At 61.6% G+C, this 22593-nt stretch carries 17 protein-coding genes; 6 read left to right on the top strand and 11 right to left on the bottom strand.

Going from position 1 to position 22593, the window contains the following annotated elements; translation table 11 throughout:
- Nucleotides 1-130 precede the first annotated feature (130 nt).
- The 6 genes from P0D68_RS04380 to P0D68_RS04355 all read right to left on the bottom strand — a co-directional run bounded on the left by P0D68_RS04380 (nucleotide 131) and on the right by P0D68_RS04355 (nucleotide 6169).
- Complete coding sequence (locus tag P0D68_RS04380; protein ID WP_408294824.1) at nucleotides 131-1582, bottom strand: glycosyltransferase family 2 protein; 1452 nt, start codon at nucleotides 1580-1582, stop codon at nucleotides 131-133.
- A gap of 48 nt (nucleotides 1583-1630) precedes the next feature.
- Nucleotides 1631-2230, bottom strand: coding sequence for a cytochrome b (locus tag P0D68_RS04375; RefSeq protein ID WP_408294821.1), 600 nt, complete (start codon nucleotides 2228-2230; stop codon nucleotides 1631-1633).
- Nucleotides 2231-2428: 198 nt separating this feature from the next.
- On the bottom strand, nucleotides 2429-3235 hold the full coding sequence (locus tag P0D68_RS04370) for a class I SAM-dependent methyltransferase (RefSeq protein ID WP_408294818.1): 807 nt from the start codon (nucleotides 3233-3235) through the stop codon (nucleotides 2429-2431).
- A gap of 297 nt (nucleotides 3236-3532) precedes the next feature.
- Nucleotides 3533-4645 carry an SAM-dependent methyltransferase gene (locus P0D68_RS04365; RefSeq protein ID WP_408294815.1) on the bottom strand — a complete coding sequence of 371 codons (1113 nt, stop codon included), beginning with the start codon at nucleotides 4643-4645 and terminating at the stop codon, nucleotides 3533-3535.
- A 68-nt stretch (nucleotides 4646-4713) separates the two neighbouring features.
- Nucleotides 4714-5490 carry a DUF1295 domain-containing protein gene (locus P0D68_RS04360; protein ID WP_408185850.1) on the bottom strand — a complete coding sequence of 259 codons (777 nt, stop codon included), beginning with the start codon at nucleotides 5488-5490 and terminating at the stop codon, nucleotides 4714-4716.
- A gap of 70 nt (nucleotides 5491-5560) precedes the next feature.
- Nucleotides 5561-6169: a lipocalin family protein gene (locus tag P0D68_RS04355; protein ID WP_408294812.1), complete on the bottom strand. Its 609-nt coding sequence runs from the start codon at nucleotides 6167-6169 to the stop codon at nucleotides 5561-5563.
- Nucleotides 6170-6455: 286 nt separating this feature from the next.
- Here P0D68_RS04355 and P0D68_RS04350 point away from each other — a divergent pair, with 286 nt between their 5' ends.
- The 6 genes from P0D68_RS04350 to P0D68_RS04325 all read left to right on the top strand — a co-directional run bounded on the left by P0D68_RS04350 (nucleotide 6456) and on the right by P0D68_RS04325 (nucleotide 13458).
- Nucleotides 6456-7520: a DMT family transporter gene (locus P0D68_RS04350; protein ID WP_408294809.1), complete on the top strand. Its 1065-nt coding sequence runs from the start codon at nucleotides 6456-6458 to the stop codon at nucleotides 7518-7520.
- Between the two features lie 176 nt (nucleotides 7521-7696).
- Complete coding sequence (locus P0D68_RS04345; RefSeq protein ID WP_408294806.1) at nucleotides 7697-7900, top strand: DUF3562 domain-containing protein; 204 nt, start codon at nucleotides 7697-7699, stop codon at nucleotides 7898-7900.
- 136 nt (nucleotides 7901-8036) lie between these two features.
- Complete coding sequence (locus P0D68_RS04340) at nucleotides 8037-9140, top strand: NAD(P)/FAD-dependent oxidoreductase (RefSeq protein WP_408294803.1); 1104 nt, start codon at nucleotides 8037-8039, stop codon at nucleotides 9138-9140.
- A gap of 127 nt (nucleotides 9141-9267) precedes the next feature.
- Nucleotides 9268-9729, top strand: a complete 462-nt coding sequence (locus tag P0D68_RS04335) for a GNAT family N-acetyltransferase (RefSeq protein WP_408294800.1) — start codon at nucleotides 9268-9270, stop codon at nucleotides 9727-9729.
- A 306-nt stretch (nucleotides 9730-10035) separates the two neighbouring features.
- A complete protein-coding gene (locus tag P0D68_RS04330; protein ID WP_408294797.1) occupies nucleotides 10036-11745 on the top strand; it encodes an Hsp70 family protein in 1710 nt (569 codons plus the stop codon).
- A 6-nt stretch (nucleotides 11746-11751) separates the two neighbouring features.
- Entirely contained in the window at nucleotides 11752-13458 is a 1707-nt protein-coding gene (locus tag P0D68_RS04325) for a J domain-containing protein (protein ID WP_408294794.1), read from the top strand.
- 818 nt (nucleotides 13459-14276) lie between these two features.
- On the opposite strand, the gene P0D68_RS04320 is transcribed toward P0D68_RS04325, so the two are convergent.
- The 5 genes from P0D68_RS04320 to P0D68_RS04300 all read right to left on the bottom strand — a co-directional run bounded on the left by P0D68_RS04320 (nucleotide 14277) and on the right by P0D68_RS04300 (nucleotide 22580).
- Nucleotides 14277-14777, bottom strand: a complete 501-nt coding sequence (locus P0D68_RS04320; protein WP_408294791.1) for an Imm50 family immunity protein — start codon at nucleotides 14775-14777, stop codon at nucleotides 14277-14279.
- 67 nt (nucleotides 14778-14844) lie between these two features.
- The gene (locus tag P0D68_RS04315) at nucleotides 14845-18318 is read right to left on the bottom strand and encodes an RHS repeat-associated core domain-containing protein (protein WP_408294788.1); all 3474 of its coding nucleotides are present in this window, start codon (nucleotides 18316-18318) and stop codon (nucleotides 14845-14847) included.
- Between the two features lie 608 nt (nucleotides 18319-18926).
- Nucleotides 18927-20330, bottom strand: a complete 1404-nt coding sequence (locus tag P0D68_RS04310; RefSeq protein WP_408294785.1) for an MFS transporter — start codon at nucleotides 20328-20330, stop codon at nucleotides 18927-18929.
- A 25-nt stretch (nucleotides 20331-20355) separates the two neighbouring features.
- On the bottom strand, nucleotides 20356-21621 hold the full coding sequence (locus tag P0D68_RS04305) for an NAD(P)/FAD-dependent oxidoreductase (RefSeq protein WP_091805506.1): 1266 nt from the start codon (nucleotides 21619-21621) through the stop codon (nucleotides 20356-20358).
- A complete protein-coding gene (locus tag P0D68_RS04300; RefSeq protein WP_408294782.1) occupies nucleotides 21618-22580 on the bottom strand; it encodes a VOC family protein in 963 nt (320 codons plus the stop codon). Before P0D68_RS04300 ends, P0D68_RS04305 begins: the two co-directional genes overlap by 4 nt.
- Nucleotides 22581-22593: the final 13 nt, after the last annotated feature.

Here is a 22593-nt window from a genome sequence, read left to right as displayed (position 1 = left end):
CGCAGGTTGCGGGCGGCGTCGTCGCCAGTCTACTAGAACCCGACACCACATGGGTTCGCGGACCGCGTGCCTTGCCGCGCAATCGCACCGTCCCGTCACCCGGAACACCGCCTTAAAAAAAGGCGCCGCGTTAGCCTTCGTCGTGCGCCACCAGCCCTGAGCGGCGCTGCACGCCCCACGACCGTCCGCCGCGCAGGAAATGCAGCCAGCCGAGCGTGGCGCCCACGTGCCGCACCAGTTGAAACGTGAACGGCTCGGCAATCGCCGCGAACACCGCCATCCATAAACTGGAGCCGGTGCGCTCGCCGGTCCAGCGGCGATACAGATGGATGCTCCACAGATAGAACGCGAGATCGATTGCCGTTTTCAGGCCGATCACGCTGAAGATCGACACGACGATCGCGCCATGCCCACCGAGCAGAAAAGCGAGCAGCAGCGCAAAGGCGGTCAAGCCGTAGATCGGCTGCATGGTGTCGATCGCCTTGACCGGCAGCATCAGCATGCCGAGCGTGCCGTAGCGTGGATTGCCGGTCATGTCGCGGTTCCAGTACTGCGTTTGCAGGAAGCCCGCGAACCAGCGGCGCCGTTGACGCAGAAAACTGGCGAGATTGTCCGGTGCGTCGGTGTGGGCATGCGCCTCGCCGACCACGCGCACGTCCCAGTCGAGGCCGTGGTCGACCGAATACCGGCGCAGCCGGTGAATCAACTCGTAGTCTTCAACCAGGCACTGCGGATCGAAGCCGCCCACGTCGACCAGCGCGTCGCGCCTGAACGACGCGAAGGCCCCCGAAATCAGCAGCAGGCTGTCGGCGCGCATCCACGCAAAACGGGCGATGAAGTTGCGCATGTACTCGTAGGTCTGGAACCATTCGAACACGCGCCCCGACACCGACTTGCCGCATACCGGCACCAGAATGCCGGCGGCGGCGACGAGCCTCGGTTCGCTCGCGAAAGCGGCGCGCATGGCGTAGGTGGCGTCGTCGTCGAGCAGGGTGTCGGCGTCGACCGTCATGACGGTTTCCGTGGTCATCACGGTGATCGCGGCGTTCAGCGCGCGCGCCTTGCCGCCGTGCGGCACGCGCAGCCAGAACAGGTTCGGATACAGCGCGCTGGGTGCGCTCAGCGCGCCGTCAGCGGCCGCCGTGAGGCCGAAGCGCTCGATCAGAAGCTCGCGCGTCGAGTCGGTAGAGCCGTCGTCGGCAATGACGATCTGCGCCGGCCCATGCGTCTGCCGCAACAGCGCGGCAAGCGTCACCGGCAGCACCGCCGCTTCGTTATGGGACGCGACGATCACGCCCATGCTCGGCAAGCTGCGCCGCTCGAACTCAGGCTCGAGCGGCGGCGTACGCCGCATCAGCGGCAGCGTCTTCCAGGTGACGAACGCCAGCAGCAAGGTGTCGTACACCACATAGGCAATGCCCGTCGACCACGCGAGCGCGCCCTGCAGAAAGAAGGCGCGCGCGAACAGCAGCAGCCACAGCACGACCACGCTCAGGTGAATGAACGTACTCAACGGCGTCGAGCGACGCGGCACAATGCGCGGCGACGCGAGCGCGAGAGCCTGTTCCAGGGTTTTCTTCAAAATGACTGCCGGGTAGTCTGTGCTGCGGTTGATAAGTGGACGCGGCGCTTACGGCACCATGCGCTTCAGAACCGACTTGCGATCGATCCACTGATGCTTCAACGCCCCGCCGATATGCATTGCCAGCAGCGCATAGAGCGCGTAGCCGAGCCACGTATGCAACGCGCCGAAGCGGTCGTGCAAGCTTTCCTTGAGCGTCGGATCGAGATTCATCACATAGCCGATACGCGGCCAGGGGAACAGGTCGAACAGGCGCATGGGGTGCGTCGCCGCGTCTTTCCATGCGGAATCGTGCAGCCAGCCGGACAGCGGCAGCGCAATCATCAGCAGATACAGCAGAAAATGCGCGACGTGCGCGGCGATCTTCTCCCACGACGGAAACTCGCGCGGCAACGGCGGCGGCTTGTGCGACACACGCCACAAGATGCGCATGAGCGCGAGACCCAGCACCGTGATACCGATCGACTTGTGGGTGTCGATCACCGGGCGCACCCAGTCGTCCGGCAGCGAATCCGCGCTCAGGCCGAGCACCACGTTGCCGATCATCAGCAGCGCGATCAGCCAGTGCAGCACCATGGCCGTGCGGGTGTAACGGGACGGCACTGGCGTGCCGCTCGAGTCGGCCAAAGAGTCGGCGTGCGTGTTCATGATTGTTCCGTCCGCAGATTCATTGCTGCGAAAACTGTTTGATATTCCCGTCATGCCGAGGCGGATTCAGGCGCATGGCACCGCAGCACGGTAGGAGAACGCCCCAGTGTGCGGCTTTATTCCGCCACACGCTTAATAGTATGTTTCTAGTATGTTTCAGATTATTTCGCGCGCGCGGCGCAAAGCCGCCATTGCAGCCTAGCCGAGCCTTGCCTCGCGCCGTGCGATCAGCGCGATCGACTCGATTCGCTCCTCGACCCAGCCGTTGGTTGCATGCGCATCCAGTAGCTGCCGGATGCGGGCTTGCAGTTCGTCCAGCCGCTCGCCGAGCCGCTCACGCGACAGACTCGACATCGACAAGGGCCGCTCGATCAGCGATTCAACCGACGTCCGCCGTGTTTCGACAATCGACACGCGCTCCAGCGCCGAAAATGACGACTTTGCGAGCACCGTGTCGTGACTCTCCCAGTCGTCCGACTTGCGCTGCACGCGTGCCGGGTCGCTCTGCGCGTATTCTTCGAGCAACGCCTGATAGGGCGCGAGCCAGGCAATCGGCGCGTCGGTGACCATCGCCGTCGAGAACAGTGCGAGCGCGCCTTCCGGCTCAATCAGCGCGTCCAGCCTCGCGAGCGTGTCGGGCCGGTCCATCCAGTGAAACGCGCGGCCGATGACAGCCAACCGAAAGCGTCCGAATGCCGGCGACAGGTCATAAGAGCTGCCCTGGCGGTATTCGATATTCGGAGCAATTCCAGCGCCCAGGCCTGCCGCGATGCGCAGCATTTCCGGTTCGGGGTCGAGCGCGAGACCCGAACCGACCCACGAGGAAAACGCCAGCGACAGCTGCCCCGGCCCGCAGCCGAGATCGAGCAGCCGGTGCGAACCGCCGAGTTCGCAGGACTGAGCGACACGGCGAATCAAGCGCGGCGAATACGGTTGACGCCCCGCCAGGTAATGCGCGGCGTTGGTCTTGAAGCGGTCGGGGACGAAGGGAATCGGAGCGGTCATCGGCAGTTCCTGGCAGGTGGGTTGCGGCAACAGGCAAGCGAACAGAACGCCATTGTCGTTGCTGCGGCACATTTCCGCCGACGTTGCCATGCAATTCGATCAGATCGGGCGTCCATACTTCAGGATCGATTCTGATTGGATACCCATATCACTGCGCAGTTTCCAGCAACACGACAAATCGTCAGTGCTGCTTCTACGAGACGGCGCCCCTCAGAAAGACGCGCGCGCAAACCCAATGAAAGGCGGCCGGCACGCCGTATCCCGCTTTGGGGGTTGGTAAACCTCGCCGGCCGTTGTTCAACGCTTCACAAAGCGCTTCACAAACCGATAGTGACCGACGCCCCACTCGTTCCCGTTCGCGTAGCCGAACAGCTCGGCCACGGCCATATAGAACATGCGCCAGCGTTGCAGCCACACGGCCGCATCGCGCGCGCCGTAGGTATCGACGAGCATCGGCATTACCCGGCCACGTGCCGCGTCGAGCGCGGCGAGCCAATGATTCGCCGTGCGCTCGTAATGCGTGCCGCTCACCCACCACTGCCGCTCCATGCGCAGGTCGTCCTGGAAATTGAGCAGCAGCGCCTCGGACGGCATGGTGCCGCCGGTGAAAAAATACTTCGACATCCAGTCGCTGCCGTCCTGCACCTGAAAGTGATAGGCGAGCGTGCGGTGCACGAAGATGTGCACGAACAGCTTGGCGTCCTCGCGCATCCAGCGCGCAATTTTCGCGAGCAGCAAGCCGTAGTTTTTCATGTGCTCGAACATCTCGATCGACACCACGCGATCAAAGCCGCGGCCAAGCTGTTCGTCATTGAATTCGAAATCGACAATGTTGCCCGTGACCACCGTGAGGTTGCGCAAGCCCGCCTGCTCCGCGCGCGCTTCAATGAACGCGCGCTGCCCGTGCGAGTTCGATAGCGCGACGATCCGCGAATTCGGATAGCGAGCCGCCAGCCATAACGACAACGAACCCCAGCCGCAGCCGAGATCGAGAATCCGCTGACCGTCGGCCAGCTCCGCGCGCTCGGCGTAGCGTTCCAGCATGGCCGCCTCGGCTTGCGCAAGCGTCTCGCTGCCGGTCGGATACAGGCAGCACGAATACTTCAGATGCGGCCCGAGATGCGCGTGAAAGAACGAAGCCGGCACCTCGTAATGCTGCGTGTTGGCGGCTTGCGTTTCGATCGCGATCGGGCTCGCACGCAGATCATCGAGCAGACGGTTGAGGCGTTGCGCGCGCACCTCGCCGTTATTGAGCGCTTCGTCGCGCAGGCGCTGGCGCATCAACTGCCGCATGCCGAAACGGATCACGCCGTCGGGCAGCCAGCCACGTTCGCAGCTCTGAATGAGCCAGCCGTCGCCGGGCTCGGCGGGTGACGGCGGCAGGGTGTGACCGGTGGTGGAAAGGCTCATGAAACAGACTCCCTATCGTTTTTTCGCGATTTTTATTTTGAAGGTGTGCAGGCGCCCTGCGCGAGCGTTCACTGCCGCGGCGGCCACGGAATCAATGCGCTGGTGGTGCGCATGTAATCGGCGTAACCGGGCCGCCGCTTTGCCATGCTTTCTTCGAGCAGCGGGATGCCGGAGAGCTTCAGCAATAGAAACGCCATGAGTACCGGCGGCAGCAGCGTGAACCAGCCCCACGGCGTGCCAATCGAGAGTGCGATATACGCGAGCCAATGCACGCATTCGAAGAAGTAATTCGGATGACGCGAGTAACGCCATAAGCCGACGCGGCACACGGTATCGCGATTCGCCAGATTGGCCTTGAAGTCTCGCAACTGGCGGTCCGCTATACCCTCGCCGGCCACGGAGACGATCCACACCACCACGGCCAGTACGATCCATCCCGTGGCCGGCGCGGTGCCGCGATACGACGGCACCAGAAACGCGATCGAAAGCAGCATCGAAATCACGACTTGCAACTGGAAAAACCAGAACATCCTGCTCGCCGCCTTGTCGCCCCATTCTTCGCGGAAGCGGCGATAGCGCGCGTCTTCGGGCTTGCCGGCATTGCGCTTCCACAGATGCGTGCCGAGCCGAACACCCCAGATCAACCCACCTAGCGCGGTCAGAGCGCGCGCGACCGGGTCGCCTGTGCCGAGCACCGCGTAGAGCACGGCCACGAGACCGAGCGAATACGCCCAGATGGGATCGACCATGCCGGCGTTTTCGGTTTTCAACTGCCATGCCCAGACCGCGCTGAAAATCACGACGAGCCCAATCAGGGCAATCACGGCGGCGGCAAGTGCTGGCATGGATTCCTCGTTCAAAGGCGATGCGGGTTATACGCTTCGAAAGCGCGATCGGATGCGTCCGGCGCGCCCGCTAGTCCTTGTCGCCCGGCGAGGCGAAGCCTGCTTTGCCCAACTGATCCGGCCGCTGCGGCACGCGTCTGAAGCGCGACGTGTCGTAACCCATCGCGTCGAGCCGGCCGAGCAGGGCACGATACGTTTCATCGCTCATGTCCGGCTCGCGGGAAAAAATCCAGCCGAGGTTTTTGCCGGGATAGCCGAGGATCGTGTAGCGATAGTCCGGATCGACATAGAGCGTCAGTTGCGTCACGTGGACCGGCCAGAACAGTTGCACGCTCCACTCGCCACCGTCTTTGCCCGGCACGGGCGTGTCGAGAAACTGATAGTGCTTTTCCTCGGCGTCGAAACTCTTTTTGCGGCCGTAGTACGAGTCCTCGATCTTGCCGTCGTCGCGCAATTTCCATTCCGCGCGGCTCCCCACCATGTCGCGCTCGGCGAAATAGGGAATGTTCGCGATGATGTACCAGCGGCCCATATAGCGCGGCAAGTCGACCGGCACCGTGGAGAGCGGTTCGCTCGCGCGCGGGTTGGGATTGGGCGGATCGTTGGAGCAGCCCGCGAGCGAGAACAGTAGAACTGCCGCAACAGCGGCGGCGACGGTGGTAAGCACAACACGGCGCATGGCAATGGCCTCGAACGTGGCGGATATAAAGGTATTACGTTCGATGGGGCCGGATGGATGCGCGCGCCGACCGCGAATCCGCGCGGCGACACTGCAAAGCACGCTCGGGCGACGCTCGGCGCGTGCGGGACAGTTTCCGGCGATCTGACCGCCGTGCCTTCGAGGCTAGCCGATCCTGCCTTCGGGGAGTTTCTATCCAAAACGGCGGTTCAGCGCAGCGTAAGCCGCGCCATCCGGTTAGCATTGAGGTGTCTGCAACGCCCTCTCCTACCTGAATCGCCCGCTCATGCCTTCCCGCTTCAATGCCGCGTTTACCGCCTTGCTCGCCGCCGCCCTGTTCGGCGCGACGACCCCGCTCGCCAAAGCGCTGCTCGGCTCGCTCTCGCCGTTCCTGCTTGCCGGGCTGTTCTATCTCGGCAGCGGCGCGGGCCTTGCCGCCCTGATTCTGGCGCGCCGGCTCAAAGGCGGGCGCACCGGGCAACCGGCCGACCACAGCCGCTTCCCGTTACGCGAGGTGCCGTGGCTGGCCGGCGCGATCGTGGCCGGCGGCGTCGTGGGGCCCGCTTTATTGATGCTGGGTCTGAAAACGACGCCGGCCGCCACCGGTTCCCTGCTGCTCAATCTGGAAGGGGTGTTCACCGCTCTGATCGCCTGGGTCGTGTTTCGCGAAAATGTCGACGTGCAGGTGTTCCTCGGCATGGCCGCGATCGTCGCGGGCGGCGTGGCGCTCTCCTGGCAGCCGGGCGCGGCGGGCCTGCCGCCCGGCACGCTGCTGCTGGCTGGCGCGTGCGCGTGCTGGGCCGTCGACAACAACCTCACGCGAAAGGTGTCGGCGCACGACGCCATGTTCATCGCCTGCGTAAAAGGGCTCGTGGCCGGTTCGGTCAACGTGACGCTCGCGTTCGTACTCGGTGCCGCATGGCCCAGCGTGCCGACCGTCGCGCTCGCCATGCTCACGGGTTTTGCGGGCTACGGCGTCAGCCTCATGCTGTTCGTCGTTGCGTTGCGCAATCTCGGCACGGCGCGAACGGGCGCCTACTTCTCCGTCGCTCCGCTGTTCGGCGTGACCTTGTCGTGGCTGCTCTGGCCGGAAATGCCGCCGCCGCTGTTCTGGATCGCCGCCGCGCTGATGACGCTGGGCGTGTGGCTGCACATTCGCGAGCGTCACGAACATCCTCACACGCACGATCCGCTCGAACATACACACCGTCACCGGCACGACGCGCATCATCAGCACGAGCACGACTTCGCGTGGGACGGCGCCGAGCCGCACACGCATCCGCACCAACATGCACCCATCACGCATGCGCACGCGCATTTCCCAGATATTCACCACCGGCATACGCATTGATTTTCCGGCTAGCCGCGCCACACGGTGACTTGCTGCACCGCAAGACAAAAATCTCTGTGAATTGAATCATGTGATAGATCGATTCAATTGGCATGCCCGTGCATCGCATCCTCTAATGAAACTCCTGCTGTGCGCGCTGTGTCCGTCCAACCTGCCTGGCATCCTTGGAGAAGCCCATGTCTCAACCCGAGCCCAACGTAGACGAATTGGTGAGAAGCATCGCCGAGGAAACCGACACGCCAACGGAAACGGTCTCGAAGCTGTACGCGGACATCCTGGCTGTTTATCGTCAGGACGCGCGTGTATTCGATTACGTACCGCTCTTTGCGGCGAAAAAAGTCCGCAATCAGCTTCGTCATAGCGCGGACCGCAAACACTGACACCGCGGCGCGCGGAGCCCCCTGCTCGCTGAACATTTCGTCTGGATAGACTCGCGCGCGAACGTACGCAACGCGCGCCGATTATTTTTCCCGCTGCTAGACTCTGACCCAGGACCATTGACTGGGGGGAGTTGGCATGCGGATAACAATCGTAGGCGCGGGCATTACCGGCTTGAGCACGGCGTGGTCGCTCTCAAAACAGGGACACGACATCACACTGATCGAGCAAGGCTCGATTCCCAATCCACTCGCCGCTTCAGGCGACCGGCATCGCATGATTCGCCGTGCCTACAGCGATGCGGACGGCTACGCGCACACCATCGCCGAGGCGTTCGACAGCTGGGACCTGCTGTGGAACGACCTCGGCGTTTCACACTATGCAAACTGCGGAGTACTCGGCATTTCACAATTCGCGGGCGACGGCGCCGAGCAGTTCCGCGCCGGACTCGACCGCATGAATTTCGAGTATGAAAGGCTTGAGCCACGCGATGCCGCCGCGCGGTTTCCCTTTCTCGACCCCAACACCTTTCGTTATGCTTACTTCGATCGCGACGGTGGTGCGCTGTTCAGCGAACGCATTGCACGCGACATGAAAGCGTGGCTCAAGATGCGCGGCGCCGATATTCGCATGCAAACGAAGGTGCTCGCGGTCGATCCGCACACCGCTTCCGTGCGTCTCGAAGACGACACTCTCGTGCGTGCCGACAAGCTCGTGGTCGCCGCGGGCGCATGGACGTTGCAACTGTTCCCGGCCCTCGCCGAAAACCTGATGACTTATCGCAATACCGTCGCTTACCTGGAGCCGCCGGCGGATCTGGAGGACGCGTGGTCGACGGCACCCGCGATCGTCGACATTGGCGGCAAGAATGACGGCTATGTGCTGCCACCAATCGACGGCGTCGGTCTGAAGTTCGGTGCGGGTGTCAATAAAACGCTTGCGCTGGACCCCGACGCCAATCGCGTTGCCGCGCCTGGCGAGGGCGACCGTTTGCGCCGGATGTTTTCGCCGCCGTTCGGCCGCATAGACGAATATACGGTATCCGAAGTAAAAACCTGCGCGTACACCTTCACGGCGGACAAGCGGTTCTTTTCGAAGCGGATTGGCAACACGCTAGTGGTGTCGGCTTGCTCCGGACACGGGTATAAATTCGGCGCGGCGGTGGGACGCCGAATCGCGGAGTCGCTGGAAACCGGCGACGATGCGCTGCTCGCGCGATGGCTCAAGGCGGAAACGGTCTAGCGCGCCATGGCGGAGGCGATCACCCTGCGCGTGGCTCCAAGTTCTGGCCGCTTTGTGGAGCTAACAATGGTGCGACAAATTTCTTATGCTGACGGTTTGAGAATCTTCACTTAACGAGGAATCAAACATGTCAGGCCCGATTCAGATCCGCCCTGTCGCACCCGCCGATTTCGACGCGTGGTTGCCGCTATGGGACGCCTACAACGCGTTCTATGGCCGCTCGGGCGAAACAGCGCTGCCGCGCGAAATCACGCAAATCACTTGGGGACGTTTCTTCGACGGCTATGAGCCGATGCATGCCATGGTCGCCGAACGCAACGGCCAGTTGCTCGGTCTCGTGCATTTTCTGTATCACCGTCACACCACCATGGCGGGACCCATCTGCTATCTGCAAGACCTCTATACGCTCGATAGCGAACGCGGCAAAGGCGTGGGCCGAGCATTGATCGAGGCGGTATATGCACGCGCCAAAGCCGATGGTTCGCAGCGCGTTTACTGGCAGACACACGAAACCAATCAGACGGCGATGAAGCTGTATGACCAGGTCGCGGACCGCTCGGGTTTCGTGGTTTATCGCAAAGCGCTGTGATGTCGACGTTGCGATAGCGATCGCTATCGCGCAGCACGCTCGTCTAGCGCGCTTCGAGTACCTCTCTCCACGCCGTGTGCCACGCACGGCTCGCCGCTTTCGCATGTCCGGCCGATCATCCGGCCGCCATGCGCAGCGCATCCCACGATCCGATTCCCTCAGCGACCTTTTGTCCGCGCCGCTCAAGTTTGCGTGCGGTCTGCCGTTATCGCCATTGGACGGAGCTACACCCGGCTCCACGCAATGCATCAGCGAAAACCTGGGCGGTCTCCTCATGGAGGGGCGCAAACGAATCGGAAACCGTAAATGCCTTCGATCATCGGCATCGATCTTGGAACCACGCATAGTCTCGCGGCAATCTGGCGCGACAACCACGCTGTCCTCATCCCGAACGCGTTAGGCGAGACGCTCACGCCCTCGTGCGTTTCCATCGACGACGACGGCTCGATCCTCGTCGGCCGCCCCGCCCACGATCGCCTGCATACGCATCCGCAACGTACCGCTGCAAACTTCAAACGCTACATGGGCACGAGCCGCACCGTGTCGCTCGGCGCGCAAACGCTGCGCCCCGAAGAGCTGTCTTCTCTCGTACTCAAATCATTGAAGGCCGATGCCGAAGCTTTTCTCGGCGAAGCGATCAGCGACGCGGTGATCGCCGTGCCCGCCTATTTCAGCGATGCACAACGCAAAGCCACGCGCATCGCCGGGGAACTGGCCGGTCTCAATGTACTGCGTCTCGTCAACGAACCGACAGCGGCCTCGCTGGCGTATGGCGTGCATCAACGCGATTGCGAGCGCAAGTTTCTGATCTTCGATCTCGGCGGCGGCACCTTCGACGTTTCCGTGCTCGACTTCTTCGAAAGTGTGATGGAGGTGCGCGCGAGCACCGGCGACAATTTTCTGGGCGGTGAAGATTTCACCGAGGCACTGGTCGAGTTGTTCTGCCAGCGCAACGGCCTCAAGGTCAGATCGCTCGCGCCGGTTGCAGCACAGCGTCTGCATCAGCAGGCCGAACGTGCGAAGCGTCAGTTCACGCAGAGCGGCGTTGAAAGCGTCACCCTCGAGCTTGCAGCCGGCGACGACAAGTACACGCTCCAACTCGACGCAGCCGCCGCGGAGCGCACTTGCGAGCATTTGCTGGAACGGCTGCGTAAGCCGGTAGAACGCGCCTTGCGTGATTCGAAAATCGCCGTGGCTGCGCTCGACGAGATCATTCTCGTGGGTGGTGCTTCGCGCATGCCGATGGTCCGCAAGCTGGTCTCGAAGATGTTCGGTCGCCTGCCCACCGGACATTTGAATCCGGACGAGGTGGTCGCACTCGGCGCTGCGGTACAGGCCGGTCTCGTTGGACGCGACGCCGGGCTCGAAGAAATGGTGCTGACCGATGTCGCGCCGTATAGCCTCGGCATCGACACGGCCATGCAGGTGGGTCCGGGCCAATTCGTGCCGGGTCACTTCCTGCCGATCATCGAGCGCAATACGATCGTGCCGGTGAGCCGCATGCAGCGCATCTTTACCGTGCGCGACCGTCAGCCGATACTCAACCTCAAGGTGTTTCAGGGCGAAGCGCGGCTGACCGCGGACAACGTATCGCTCGGCGAATTCACGCTCGAAGTGCCGCTCAAACCAGCGGGCGAAGCAGGCGCGGATGTGCGCTTCACTTACGACATCAACGGTGTGCTCGAAGTGGAAGCCACCGCGTTTCCGGACGGCAAGAAACGCGCAATGGTGATTGAAGAGAACCCCGGTGTGATGACGCCGGAAGAAATCCGCGAGCGCCTCGCTGCATTGAGCGCGCTGAAGATTCATCCACGCGACCAACTCGAGAACCGGACGTTGTTGACGCGCGCGGACCGTGTCTACGAAGAAACGCTGGGCGACCATCGGCAATATCTGGCCGCGCATATCGCTCGCTTCCAGGCGCTGATCGAGCATCAGAATGCCGATGAAATCGCGCAGGCGCGCGGCGAACTGGGCGCGCTGCTCGACCGCTTTGATGTGCATGTGACTTATTGAGCGGCCATGAACACGATTGCGAACAATCATTGGCCTTGGGACGTGCTCGGCATCGAGTCGAATGCCGACGAGCGTGCGGTGCGTCGCGCCTATGCGCGGCTGTTGAAGCAACAGCGTCCGGACGAAGATGCCGAGGCGTTTCAGCGTTTGCGGTATGCGTATGAGTCCGCGTTGCAGATGGCGAGCGGTACGGCCGCACAGGAATCGACCACGGCGCCCACGCAGGTGAATGTGGACGGCATCGCGACCGCGGAGTTGACCGAACCCACGCAGAGATCTACAAAAGCGCCTGTGATGCTGTCCATTACGGCCGACACCTCTGAAGTTCAGGCCGCTCGCGAACTGGACGCTTTCGAAACCGCAGTCCAACTCTGGCAAAACTTCGTCGCGCACGCGGATGATCTCGGGTCGCGGCGGACACTGCAAGATCTATTTGCCCGCGTTATCAACATTCCGACGCGCGACGAACTCGAATGGCAGGCGCTGTGCCATTGTCTAAACGAGGACACGCCGGCCACGCTGCGCACGAACCTAAGTGCGGTCCTCGGCTGGCGGGACAGCGCGACGCATCTGCGGCGGCGCAATGCGGCCATTGCGGCGCTCGCGCTGGACCGCGTGTTTGCCGACGAGGACTACGACGCGCTGCGCCTGCGCTTTCCCAACGCGATGGCGTTGCTCGAAGGGCCATTGCCTCAAATGACGGTCGGCGCCAGAGCGCTGCTTCGTGCCGGCGTGCGCGCCGAGATGGAGCAACTGCTGATCGCGCTATGCCGTTACCATCCCAATGTCGTGCGGCTGCGGCTCGATGCCGAGAAGGTCGATTTCTGGGGCCGCTGCCTCAAGTTTCGCATTAGCGCGGGCCGCCTGCTTGGTCCGGCGCTCGCGCTGAATGCGTGGTGCGGATTGCTGTTTGCCGATGCTTCGCTCAATTCCAGTCGCGGCCGATGGTTCGATCAGTGGGCGCCGGCTCAATTGGGCATTCTTGTTTCGACACTCATGCTTGCTTTGGTGATGGTCGCTGCCGCCACCGTGTTGCTGTCCGAAGGCCAGCAACAAAAACTGCGGGCGTTACGCGCGATCGGTTGGCTGCGCTATGGGTGGGTTCCTGTGTGGCTTGGTGCGACCACCATTTCGCTGTGCGAAGACGGCAGCGGAAGATCGACTTCGATCGCGATGGCCACGCTAGGGGTCTGCACGATTTGGGCTGCGTTGATTTACGGGTGGCCGCCTGTGAAGGAACTCGCGATACTTGCGGCCTTCAGTGCGACGGCGCTGGGCTTTGCCGGGCACTGGATCGCTACGGACTCGCATGCGTGGTTGATGCCTTATGCGCACGGCGTGTTGTTCGCGTTCTTCATTTCGTTTTCGCAGGCGGAATGGCGCGAATGGGTTGCGCGTCGGCCGCCTGTGTTTTGGGCTTGTGTGCCTGTATGGTTCGCCGGGTTCGCAGCGTTGATCGTGTTGCTGGTACAGCGCGAAGCGCGCGCGACACAGTTTGCGTGGGCCTTGTTTACGGTGATGTCGGCGACGGGTGGCGTGCTGGCGACGACGCGTTGGAGCGATCTGCGTGCGGCTATACCAGCGTTTTTTCGCGGTTATACGAATCTCGTGTGGATGGCGTTGGCGATTTATAAGCCGGATATCGTCGCGTGCGCGGGCGCGGGGTTGATGAGTGTGTGGGTGATTGAAGGGTGCAGGCGGCGGGTGGGGTAGGTGGAGGGAACAACGCTCAACCTAATTTACGCCGTCACTTGCATAAACATATATGTCAACGGTCGCACCTACGTCGCCAACTGCCTTGAGAAACGATGGCGTGAGCGAAATCGGGTAAATAGCTGTGTCGGGCAACCAGAAGAGGCCCATGCGGAACTCGACCGCGTCCACCCCTGGAAACCTGGCCAGCCGCCTCACTTCAGCCTCGTAGCTTTGCAAGAAACTGAGTGTCGCATTAATCTGCGGTTCAAGGAGATGCTCGTCAATTGGCGACACAGCGATTTGTAGGAACGAGGACTCTCTGATGGGGCGGTATGCATTCCCAGTCGGCCCGCGTCGAAATATGTCTGCTATACCGGACCACGGCGAGGACACCAAGAATCCGTCTACATCGAAGTCCGCACCAGATCCACAAAAAATGCAACCAGGCATAAAGTTCATCACCTCACAAATATTGAGCCTTCACCCGCATTGCCCGGTCTCTAAAAGATAGATCTTGTAGTACTCCAACGCAGTGTCTTTCGGCACCTGCCCGGTCCGTGGGTCTTTAAAGTCTGTGATCAACGAACCCCCATCTTGCCGATGGAGCCAATTCCAATAGGTATTCGACAAGCCATACTTCTGGTCCCATGGTCCAAGCCCAAACGGGTCAGTCTTTGACACCGGGTTCCCGCCTGGATAAGCATGCATTCGTCTGCCCGCTCGCCCACCCGATCGGATCCTCACTGATGAACCTGTCCGTCTGCGGACTGTAATACCTATTCCGATAGTGAACAAACGGTACTGTGCCGCCCTCGCGCCGACCACACGTTGACGGGTCACATCGTACTTGAAGAACCTGACGCGCAATATGGCTCTATTCGAGTAATTTCAGCAGATGTACACGCAAGGAAAACGCTGGCGCCACTATTAGGATCAAGTTCAAAAAGCAACAGGTTGTCGTCTGTCCTCGTGAAGCAAACGTCACCTACGGAGTTATCGTGAACGAAAGCGTCCATAGATACGTCTGCGATCCTTACCTCAAGGAGGGTCAGTGTAATGACGCAGTCTGGTCCACCTGCAACCCAGTTTGGGTTATCCTGGCCCCAATGTCGCAATTCGATTGCGACATCTAGCTCTCGGGCGCCGCGTTTTCCGTACTCCATCTTGATAGACAGCACATGTGCATCGTGGAAAGCCGGCCAGTATCCAAATACCTTTTTTAACAAGATGGCGTTGCCAACCTCGCCCCACCCATAGTCATCTACTTCACACATTATTTGGCCCCATTCCGCAATGGTGTCTGCACCCGTTGAACCATTTAGATTGCGATCGGTCAAGATCTCGCTTCTGGCGAGGGCGTCGACAGCATGGATCGCGCGTCAACGCCCAAATCAAAATCCATTCTTAAGGGATCGGACAAAGCAGAAACCCTTCATCGCGGTCAAAATTCGGTCCGGCGTTATGACCATGCGGCCTCATTCCATCATGAGAATGGTCACCATGATACTGAGCCGACAAATCACCATTTGAATCGTAGTAGTTCACCTTGGGTTTAAACGGATGAACGATAAAGCCGCCCGGCGGCCCGCCCGTAATGGGCATGAGTTTAGACTCGCCAAACGGATCACCGAACTGAACCGGATTGCCACCCACATAAGCATACGCATTCGTCTGCCCACTCGCGAAGCCTATCGGATCCTCACTGATGAACCGTCCGGTCGCCGGACTGTAATACCTATTCCGATAGTAATACAACCCCGTCCCATCATTCTCCCGCCCGGTGTACTGCTGCGTATTGGGATCCGCAACGCCGGTCAGAACCGTCGCGCCGTAAGGCTCATAGCTGTACTGCGTCCGACCCTGCTGATCCGCATCCGTCAACGCGATCACATTGTTATTCGCATCGCGCAGCACATACCTGTCCTGGCTCGCGTCGTCACCAATGCGCCGGAACGTCAGTTCATCCGGACCGCCTGCCTGATAAGGCGAGAACACGCGAATACGCTGTGACCAGTCACCATCCGCCACCATGAAGTTCAGTTCATCGCCAATCCAGGCCGTCTGCATGCGGTGGCCATCGACCGTGCGATCATTGCGCCGGCCGAACATGTCGTAACTGAAGCTGGCCGTCACGCCACCGTCGATCTGCGTCAGCAGATTCTGCTCGTTCCACCCAAACTGATTCACACCATCGCTGGCGAGATTGCCGTTCAGGTCATACGACAGTGTCTTGCCCGCCCAGTGCGTCAACTGATTCGCGCCGTTGTACTGCGCGTCGCTCACCGCTTGCGGCAGGTTGACCTTCGCAAGACTGCCACCTGCTTTCGTGCGCCGGCCCGCAAGGTCGTAGCCATATGTCAGGTCGCCGAGGACGCTGCCATCTGCACGCCGGTAGGTGATGCCAGTCAATTGACTCGCGGGGTCCCACGTATAGGCTGCCACGATGCCATTGGCAAACGTGGCCTGACCGAGCCGCCCCGGCGGGTCGTACGTGTAATTGAACGTACGCGGCGCTTCATCGTTTACCTCGTACTGGATCTGGGTCACCCGATGTTCCGCATCCCGGCTGTAGTTCACCGTCGCGCGATCCATATCGATGCCGGCCAGATCTCGGGTGTCGGGCGCGTAGCGATACGTCCATATTCCTTGAAACGTCGGGATCTCCAATGTGCGGATCAGCTTGCCGGTAAGGCTGTCGTAGCGGAACACCGTATCGACTTCCTTCTGGTCCCGGCCGTCCGCGGTAGGAATGAAGTCCCGGGTGCCGTTCAGCTTGTCGAGCGCATCATTCCAGCCATACGCCCAGCTTCGAACCGGCAGCGCTCCAGTCTCCGTCCGGAAGTCCGTCTGCAAAGCACGGCCAGCGGCATCGTAGGTGAAGCTCGTCACCTGACCTTTGCGGTCGGTCACGGACTCGATCTGCCCGGCGCTGTTCCACGTATACGTCTCGCTGTGCCCCAACGGATCGGTTTTAGTCTGTGGGCGGCCAATCGCGTTGTACGTGTAGCGCGTCGTGACACCCTTTGGATCAGCCTGACTGAGCAGCTGACCGCCACTGTCCCACGTGAAGTGGCTCACCCCGCCTGCGGCGTCGATGACATCCGTAGTCCTGTCCAGCGCATCGAGCGTGCGCCGCGTCGTATTGCCGAGCGGGTCCTGCACCGACGTCAGCCGCCCAACCGCATCAGTCGTGAATTGCGTAATACGGTTTAGCGGATCCGTGATGCTGGTCAGATCAGCGCCGGTCCAAACATATTTCGTCACGCCCTTGAGGGCGTCGGTCACCGTGAGAGGTCGCCCACGGCTATCGTTCGTCAACGTCGTCCGGTTACCCAGCCGGTCGGTGACAGTCAGCAGATTGCCTTTCGCGTCATACGCGTAGACCGTGCTCACGCCGCGCTGCGGGTCGCCGGCCTGCGCCTCGGTGAGCAGCTGGCTGTAACTGTCGAAGCTACGCGTAACCAACGTGCCGTATTGATCGGCCTCGCTGACGCGATTGCCATTCGTGTCGTAGACATAGCTGTACCGGCGATCGGCCCATGTGCGGTTCGTCACCCTGCCGGTGGCGTCATATGCGAAGGTCTGGACCTGGGCAATATCGAGCCCGGCTGGATAGGTATTGCGCAATACGTGACCATTCGCATCGAATTCCAGCCGGCGGACACTGCCGCGGCGGTCCGTCACTTCAGTCTGCCCAACGTTGCCTTCCACCACCGTGTATGCGAAGCCGAACGTGCTGTTGTCAGCGAGCTTCTGCGAGACCACGCGGTCCTTCAGGTCGCCGCTATTTCCGTAGGTATTGCTCACCTGAACGTTGCCCAGCGGATCGGTGACGGTGACAAGGCGGCTCTGGTTGTCCCAGCCGTATCGCCATACGCCACCGCCCGCGTCGGTGAACTGGATCAAACGGTCCTGCGTGTCGTACTGGTACGTGACTTCACGTTTGAGCGGATCGGTGACGCGTGACACCAGCGGCGTGCCGCGACTACCTGTGATGAAATTGAAATTGAAGGCGCGGCCATTCGGGCTGCTGACGATCGTAACCGCACCCGTTTTGCTGTCGCGTGCGATCACGACGGCGTTGCCATTGCGGTCCTGCAACCGGACCAGACGATAGACGCCACCAAACATGGTGAACTGCTGAGTTCGCCCATCGCGCAGGGTCAGCGTCATACCTGAACTGCCGACGGCATCGATCCGCGCGCGGTAGTACTCGCCGGGGCTCGTCAGATCGTCCCAAATCTTCGTGCTTCCCGCTCGCGGCGTGAATGGCACGCGAATGCCCGATGCCTCGCGCAGTTCGAAGCGCTGGCGGTCGGTGCTCATAGCAAGGACGGTGTCGTAGGTAAAACTCATTCCGACGCCGAAGGAACCGGCCAATGGATTGCCCGACGCGTCGTATCCGCCGCTACGGTAGACCCGTATCAGATCGATCCCTCCAGCCGTATCGGCAACCGTCAGGTCATGCGCGTACTGGTAGAACTGGCCTGTGTACAGGTTCACCGGATCGGCACCCGAGGTGCTATTGCCGCAACCAGCCGTGGCGTCACTCGAACAATTGTTCTGTCCCGCGTCGGGCATGCTGCCTTCAGGCGAAGCGGGTTCTGTCGTATCGCTGCCTGATGGGCCGCTGCAATATTCCGCGATCACATTGGGATCGCCGCACACGTACCCGCCCATGCCGCCAAAGTCAGCGGCCGCGGCCTTCAGCGGGCATTGCGGATCGGCCGGATAAGCACCGGCGGCGATGTATCGGCTATTGCAATAGTCGTTCGCACGCGCGTGCGGCGCCACGAACCACGACAGCAGTACAACGAAGAACAGAACGAACGGACGCAGCAGCGCACGACGCACCGCCAAGGCATCGGAGACTTGCATGGAGTTCCCGGGTGGAAAGAAGGGGACGTGCTCGGCTAGCGCAGGCTGGTTGCCGTAGAGGCAAGCGCGGAAACGGGTTCTCGAGCGCCGGCCGGCCCCACAGGGATGGCGCTGCGCGTAGAAGGCGTGGCTGACACCACCGCTTGCCTACGGATCGCCGTGATATTGCCAGCCGCGTCGTAGTCGTAATAAGCGGTTGCGCCCGCAACTGAAACAGATGTGAGCCTGCCCAGCACGTCGTATCCGTAAGTGATCTCGTCAGCGCAAGCTGGCATGGCCGAAGCCAGCAGACAGGCCACCGCGGCCACCGCGCCACCACTCGCAACCCGCCGCGCGCGGAGGAAAAGGCGCGGGCATCGAAAAGAATTCTTCATCGATATCACCATTACACCAACCTGTAGCTTTGCTAACTACCTGGACGATATCGAAAGCCAAAACCGATTTATAGCGGATATATCTTCAATTGAATTAGGAATCTTCCGACATTCACACCCCCAAAAACGAAAGGGCGCACCACCCAGTGCGCCCTTCGTCTTCCTGCTATCGCGGTACTACAACATCAACCGCCCACCAAACTCATTCCCACCTCAAACCCGAACCGACATACCTCAGGCCTCAAGCTGCTCCAGCACCTTGCCCTTGGTTTCAATACCCAGAAAATGCACCGCCACCGCCGCGAGGAACGGCACGGCCGCGAGGATATAGAACGCAACCTGCAAATTGCCGCCGATCATCGTCTTGGACACGATAGCGGGAGCAAAAATCGCCGCCACCTTCAACCACGCGCCGCCAACGCCGCAACCCATCGCGCGGATGCTGGTCGGATAAAGTTCCGGCGTGTACACATAGGCCGTGATGAAGCCGCATGCAAGGAAGCCCAGCGAAAGCGCGCAGAACGTGGCCACCACATACACCGACGAATCGTGGAAAACACCCGCCAGCAGCAATGAAATGGCGCATGCCACGAACGACAGGTTAATGATCGGCTTGCGCCCCACCTTGTCGACCAGCAACGCACAAGTCAGCGACCCCACCACGCCGAGCACCGAAGCCGCCACCGCCAGATTCAGCGCGAGTTGCAGCGGTGCGTGATAAATCGTGCGATAGATCGTCGGCAGCCACGTCGAGAGGCCGTATTGAATAAAGCCGCAGGTGATCCACAACATCGCCACGGCCAGCGTGCGCTTCAGATACGCCGGACCAAACAGGTCGCCCATGCGGCGCTTCGGGTGCCGATTGGCCATCGCTTCAAATTCAGCCGAGTGCGTGACCGGCGGAAGTGGACCTTTGACCGCACGTTCGAATACATGCACCGCCGCATCCGCATCGGCCATGCGCTCACGTTCGGCGAGCCAGCGCGGCGATTCCGGCACGAGCTTGCGCAGCACGAAGAACAGAATCAACGGCATGCCGCCAATAAAGTACATGGCTTGCCAACCGAAACGCGGCACGATCCACGCGCCCAACGCATTCGAGGCGAGCAGGCCGACTGGGAAAACGATTTCATACAGCAGCACAAAACGGCCACGGCCATGCGCACGGCTGATCTCGTTGATGTAAGTCGCGGCCACCGGCAATTCCCCGCCGAGCCCGAGCCCCTGAATCACACGCAGCACGACGAACGCCGCGAACGTCGGCGCAAAACCGCAAGCAATACTCGTAATGCCGATAATCCCCGAACTCAACGCGATCGCTTTCACGCGGCCGCTGCGCTCCGCGTACCACGGAAAAACGAATGCGCCGATCAGTTGCCCGACCGAACCGGAGCCGATCAGGAAGCCGATTTCCCACGGCGTCAGATGCCACTTCGCGATCAGGATCGGCAGCGTGGCCGCGATGGCGATCACGTCGAAGCCGTCGAAGAACGTCGCGAGACCGATCAGGATACGCGCGCGCACCTGCATCGCATTCTTGGGCAACCGCTCCAGACGCGCGATGATCGAGCCCCGGGTCACAGGGCCTGAGACACCGGCGCTGCTGCGGTCCCCCATGGTGTTGTCGATGGTTCTCATGCCGTTGTGCCGTCCGTAGATGTGGTTAGGCAAGTGCCGTTGAGGCGTCGGTCAGGGTGGCAAGGTCGATGGTCCGGCCTTGGTTCATCCATTTGCGCGACAGTTTCAGTTCGCGCGGCGTATTGATAGCGATCACGCCGCGAATCGCGCTGTCTTCCAGATGGAACAGCGTGGCGCGTTTGCCGGGCAAATCGCCGCGCACGGCGAGCTGCGCGTTGCCCGGAATGTCGCCGAGAATCTGCAGATTCACGTCGTACTGATCGGACCAGAACCACGGAATGTCCGCATACGGTTCGAAGGTGCCGAGCAATGCTTTGGCGGCGGCAATCGCCTGGTTTTGCGCGTTGGCCCACGATTCGAGCCGCACGCGGCGCTTGAGCCATGCGCTCGGATGATTGGCGACGTCGCCGCACGCGAAAATGCGCGGGTCGTCGGTCGCGCCGAAATGATCGACCACGATGCCGTCTTCCACCTTCACGCCCGCCGCTTCGGCCAGCGCCGTGTGCGGCGTGAGACCAATGCCGGCCACCGCGAAATCGGCGTCGAGTGTCGAGCCGTCCGCGAACGTGGCGCGAATGCGGTTACCGTCGTTCGGATGATCTTCGAGCGACACGAGCGAGGCGTTCAAACGCACGTCCACGCCGTTCGAGCGATGCAGGTCGAGCAGGAAGTCGGACACCATCGGCGGCAACGAACGCGCGCACAGACGCGGCGCGCCTTCCACCACCGTCGCGTCGACGCCGAGCTTGCGCGCGGTGGCGGCGACTTCAAGGCCGATCCAGCCGCCGCCCACCACCAGCACACGTTTGCTGGCACGCAAGCGTTCGCCCAATGCGACGGCTTCGTCGAGCGTGCGCAGATAAGCAACGTGCGAGGTCTTGACCAACGAGTCCGGCAACTTGCGCGCCGCGCCGCCCGTCGCGATCACCAGACGGTCGTACTGCACTTCGCGTCCCGACTGCGTGCGCACGATGCGCTGTTCACGATCGATCGAAGTCGCGCAATCCGGTTGCCATGCTTCGACGTTCAGCGCGTCGAAATCGTCGGGCTTGACGAGCCGCACGGTGTCGATATCCGCTTCGCCCGCCAGCACCGCTTTCGAGAGCGGCGGGCGTTCGTATGGCAGATGGACTTCGTCGGCGATCATCACGAGGCGGCCATCGAAGCCTTCCTTACGCAAGGTCTTCACAACCCAGCCGGCCGCCTGGCCGCCGCCGATCACCACGATCGTGCGCGGCGCTTCGAGTCCGGCATGGGCGGCTTGCGCCTTTGCAGCAGCAGCGTCCGTCATTTTTTCTGCTCCGTCATGAACTTGCCCTCGGGCGCCTTCGCGTTTTTCTGGCGCCGCGTATTGCCGTCGATGCCGCCGTCGATCGCCCATTCGGCGAACACGGTCGGACCCGGTTCGAAATCGCGCGGCTGCCATTCGGGCGTGAGCTGGTCTTCGTCCGCGTAGTACTCGATCAGGCCACCGGCCGGATTCTGGAAGTACCAGAAATAAGCCGACGACACCGGATGACGCCCCGGCCCGAGTTGCGTATCCCAGCCGCAGCGGCTGATATGCATGCCGCCGCCGAATACTTCGTGGATATCGCGCACGGTGAACGCGACGTGATTCAGGCCGCGCTTACCGTTGGGCAATGCCAGCAGGAAAATGTCGTGATGGCCGCCGTGCGGCGCGCAACGCATGAACGCGCCACGGCCCGGATAACGGTCCGACATTTCGAAGCCGAGCAGTTCCTGATAGAACTTTTCCTGTTCGGCGAGTTTGTTCGTGAAGAACACCACGTGACCGACTTCGACCGGTTCGGCACGCTCGTAGATCGGCGACGGCTGATCGACGCGCAACGTCTGGCCCCACACATTGGATGGCGAACCGTGCACGTCGAGCGCGCGCTTGCGCGTCACTTCAACGCGAATCGCCATGCCGTTCGGGTCGATGCAGCCGACGGCGTCGTCGGTTTCGAAATGGCCCGGCTGGCCGGCAAAGCGTCCACGCAGTGCGTCGAGTTCGGCTTTGGTCGCCACACCCCAGGTCACTTCGCGCAGCGTCGGGCCTTGTTCGAACGCGGGCGGCAGCGACGCATCGTTCGCATTCACGACAAGAACCGTGCAGCCGTTCAGCGTTTCGAAGCGCGCCTGGGTTTCGTCGTGTGCGACTTCCTTCAAACCCCAGTCCGCGAAAAAGCGGCGGCAGGTGGCGAGATCCGTCACGCCGTAAATAATCTGTTCAATGCCGAGAATCGTCATACGTGCCTCTTGC

Source organism: Paraburkholderia sp. RL17-380-BIE-A, assembly GCF_046028085.1.
In the GTDB taxonomy this organism is placed as follows: Bacteria; Pseudomonadota; Gammaproteobacteria; order Burkholderiales; family Burkholderiaceae; genus Paraburkholderia.
This window is presented reverse-complemented; position numbering and strand designations above follow the sequence as displayed.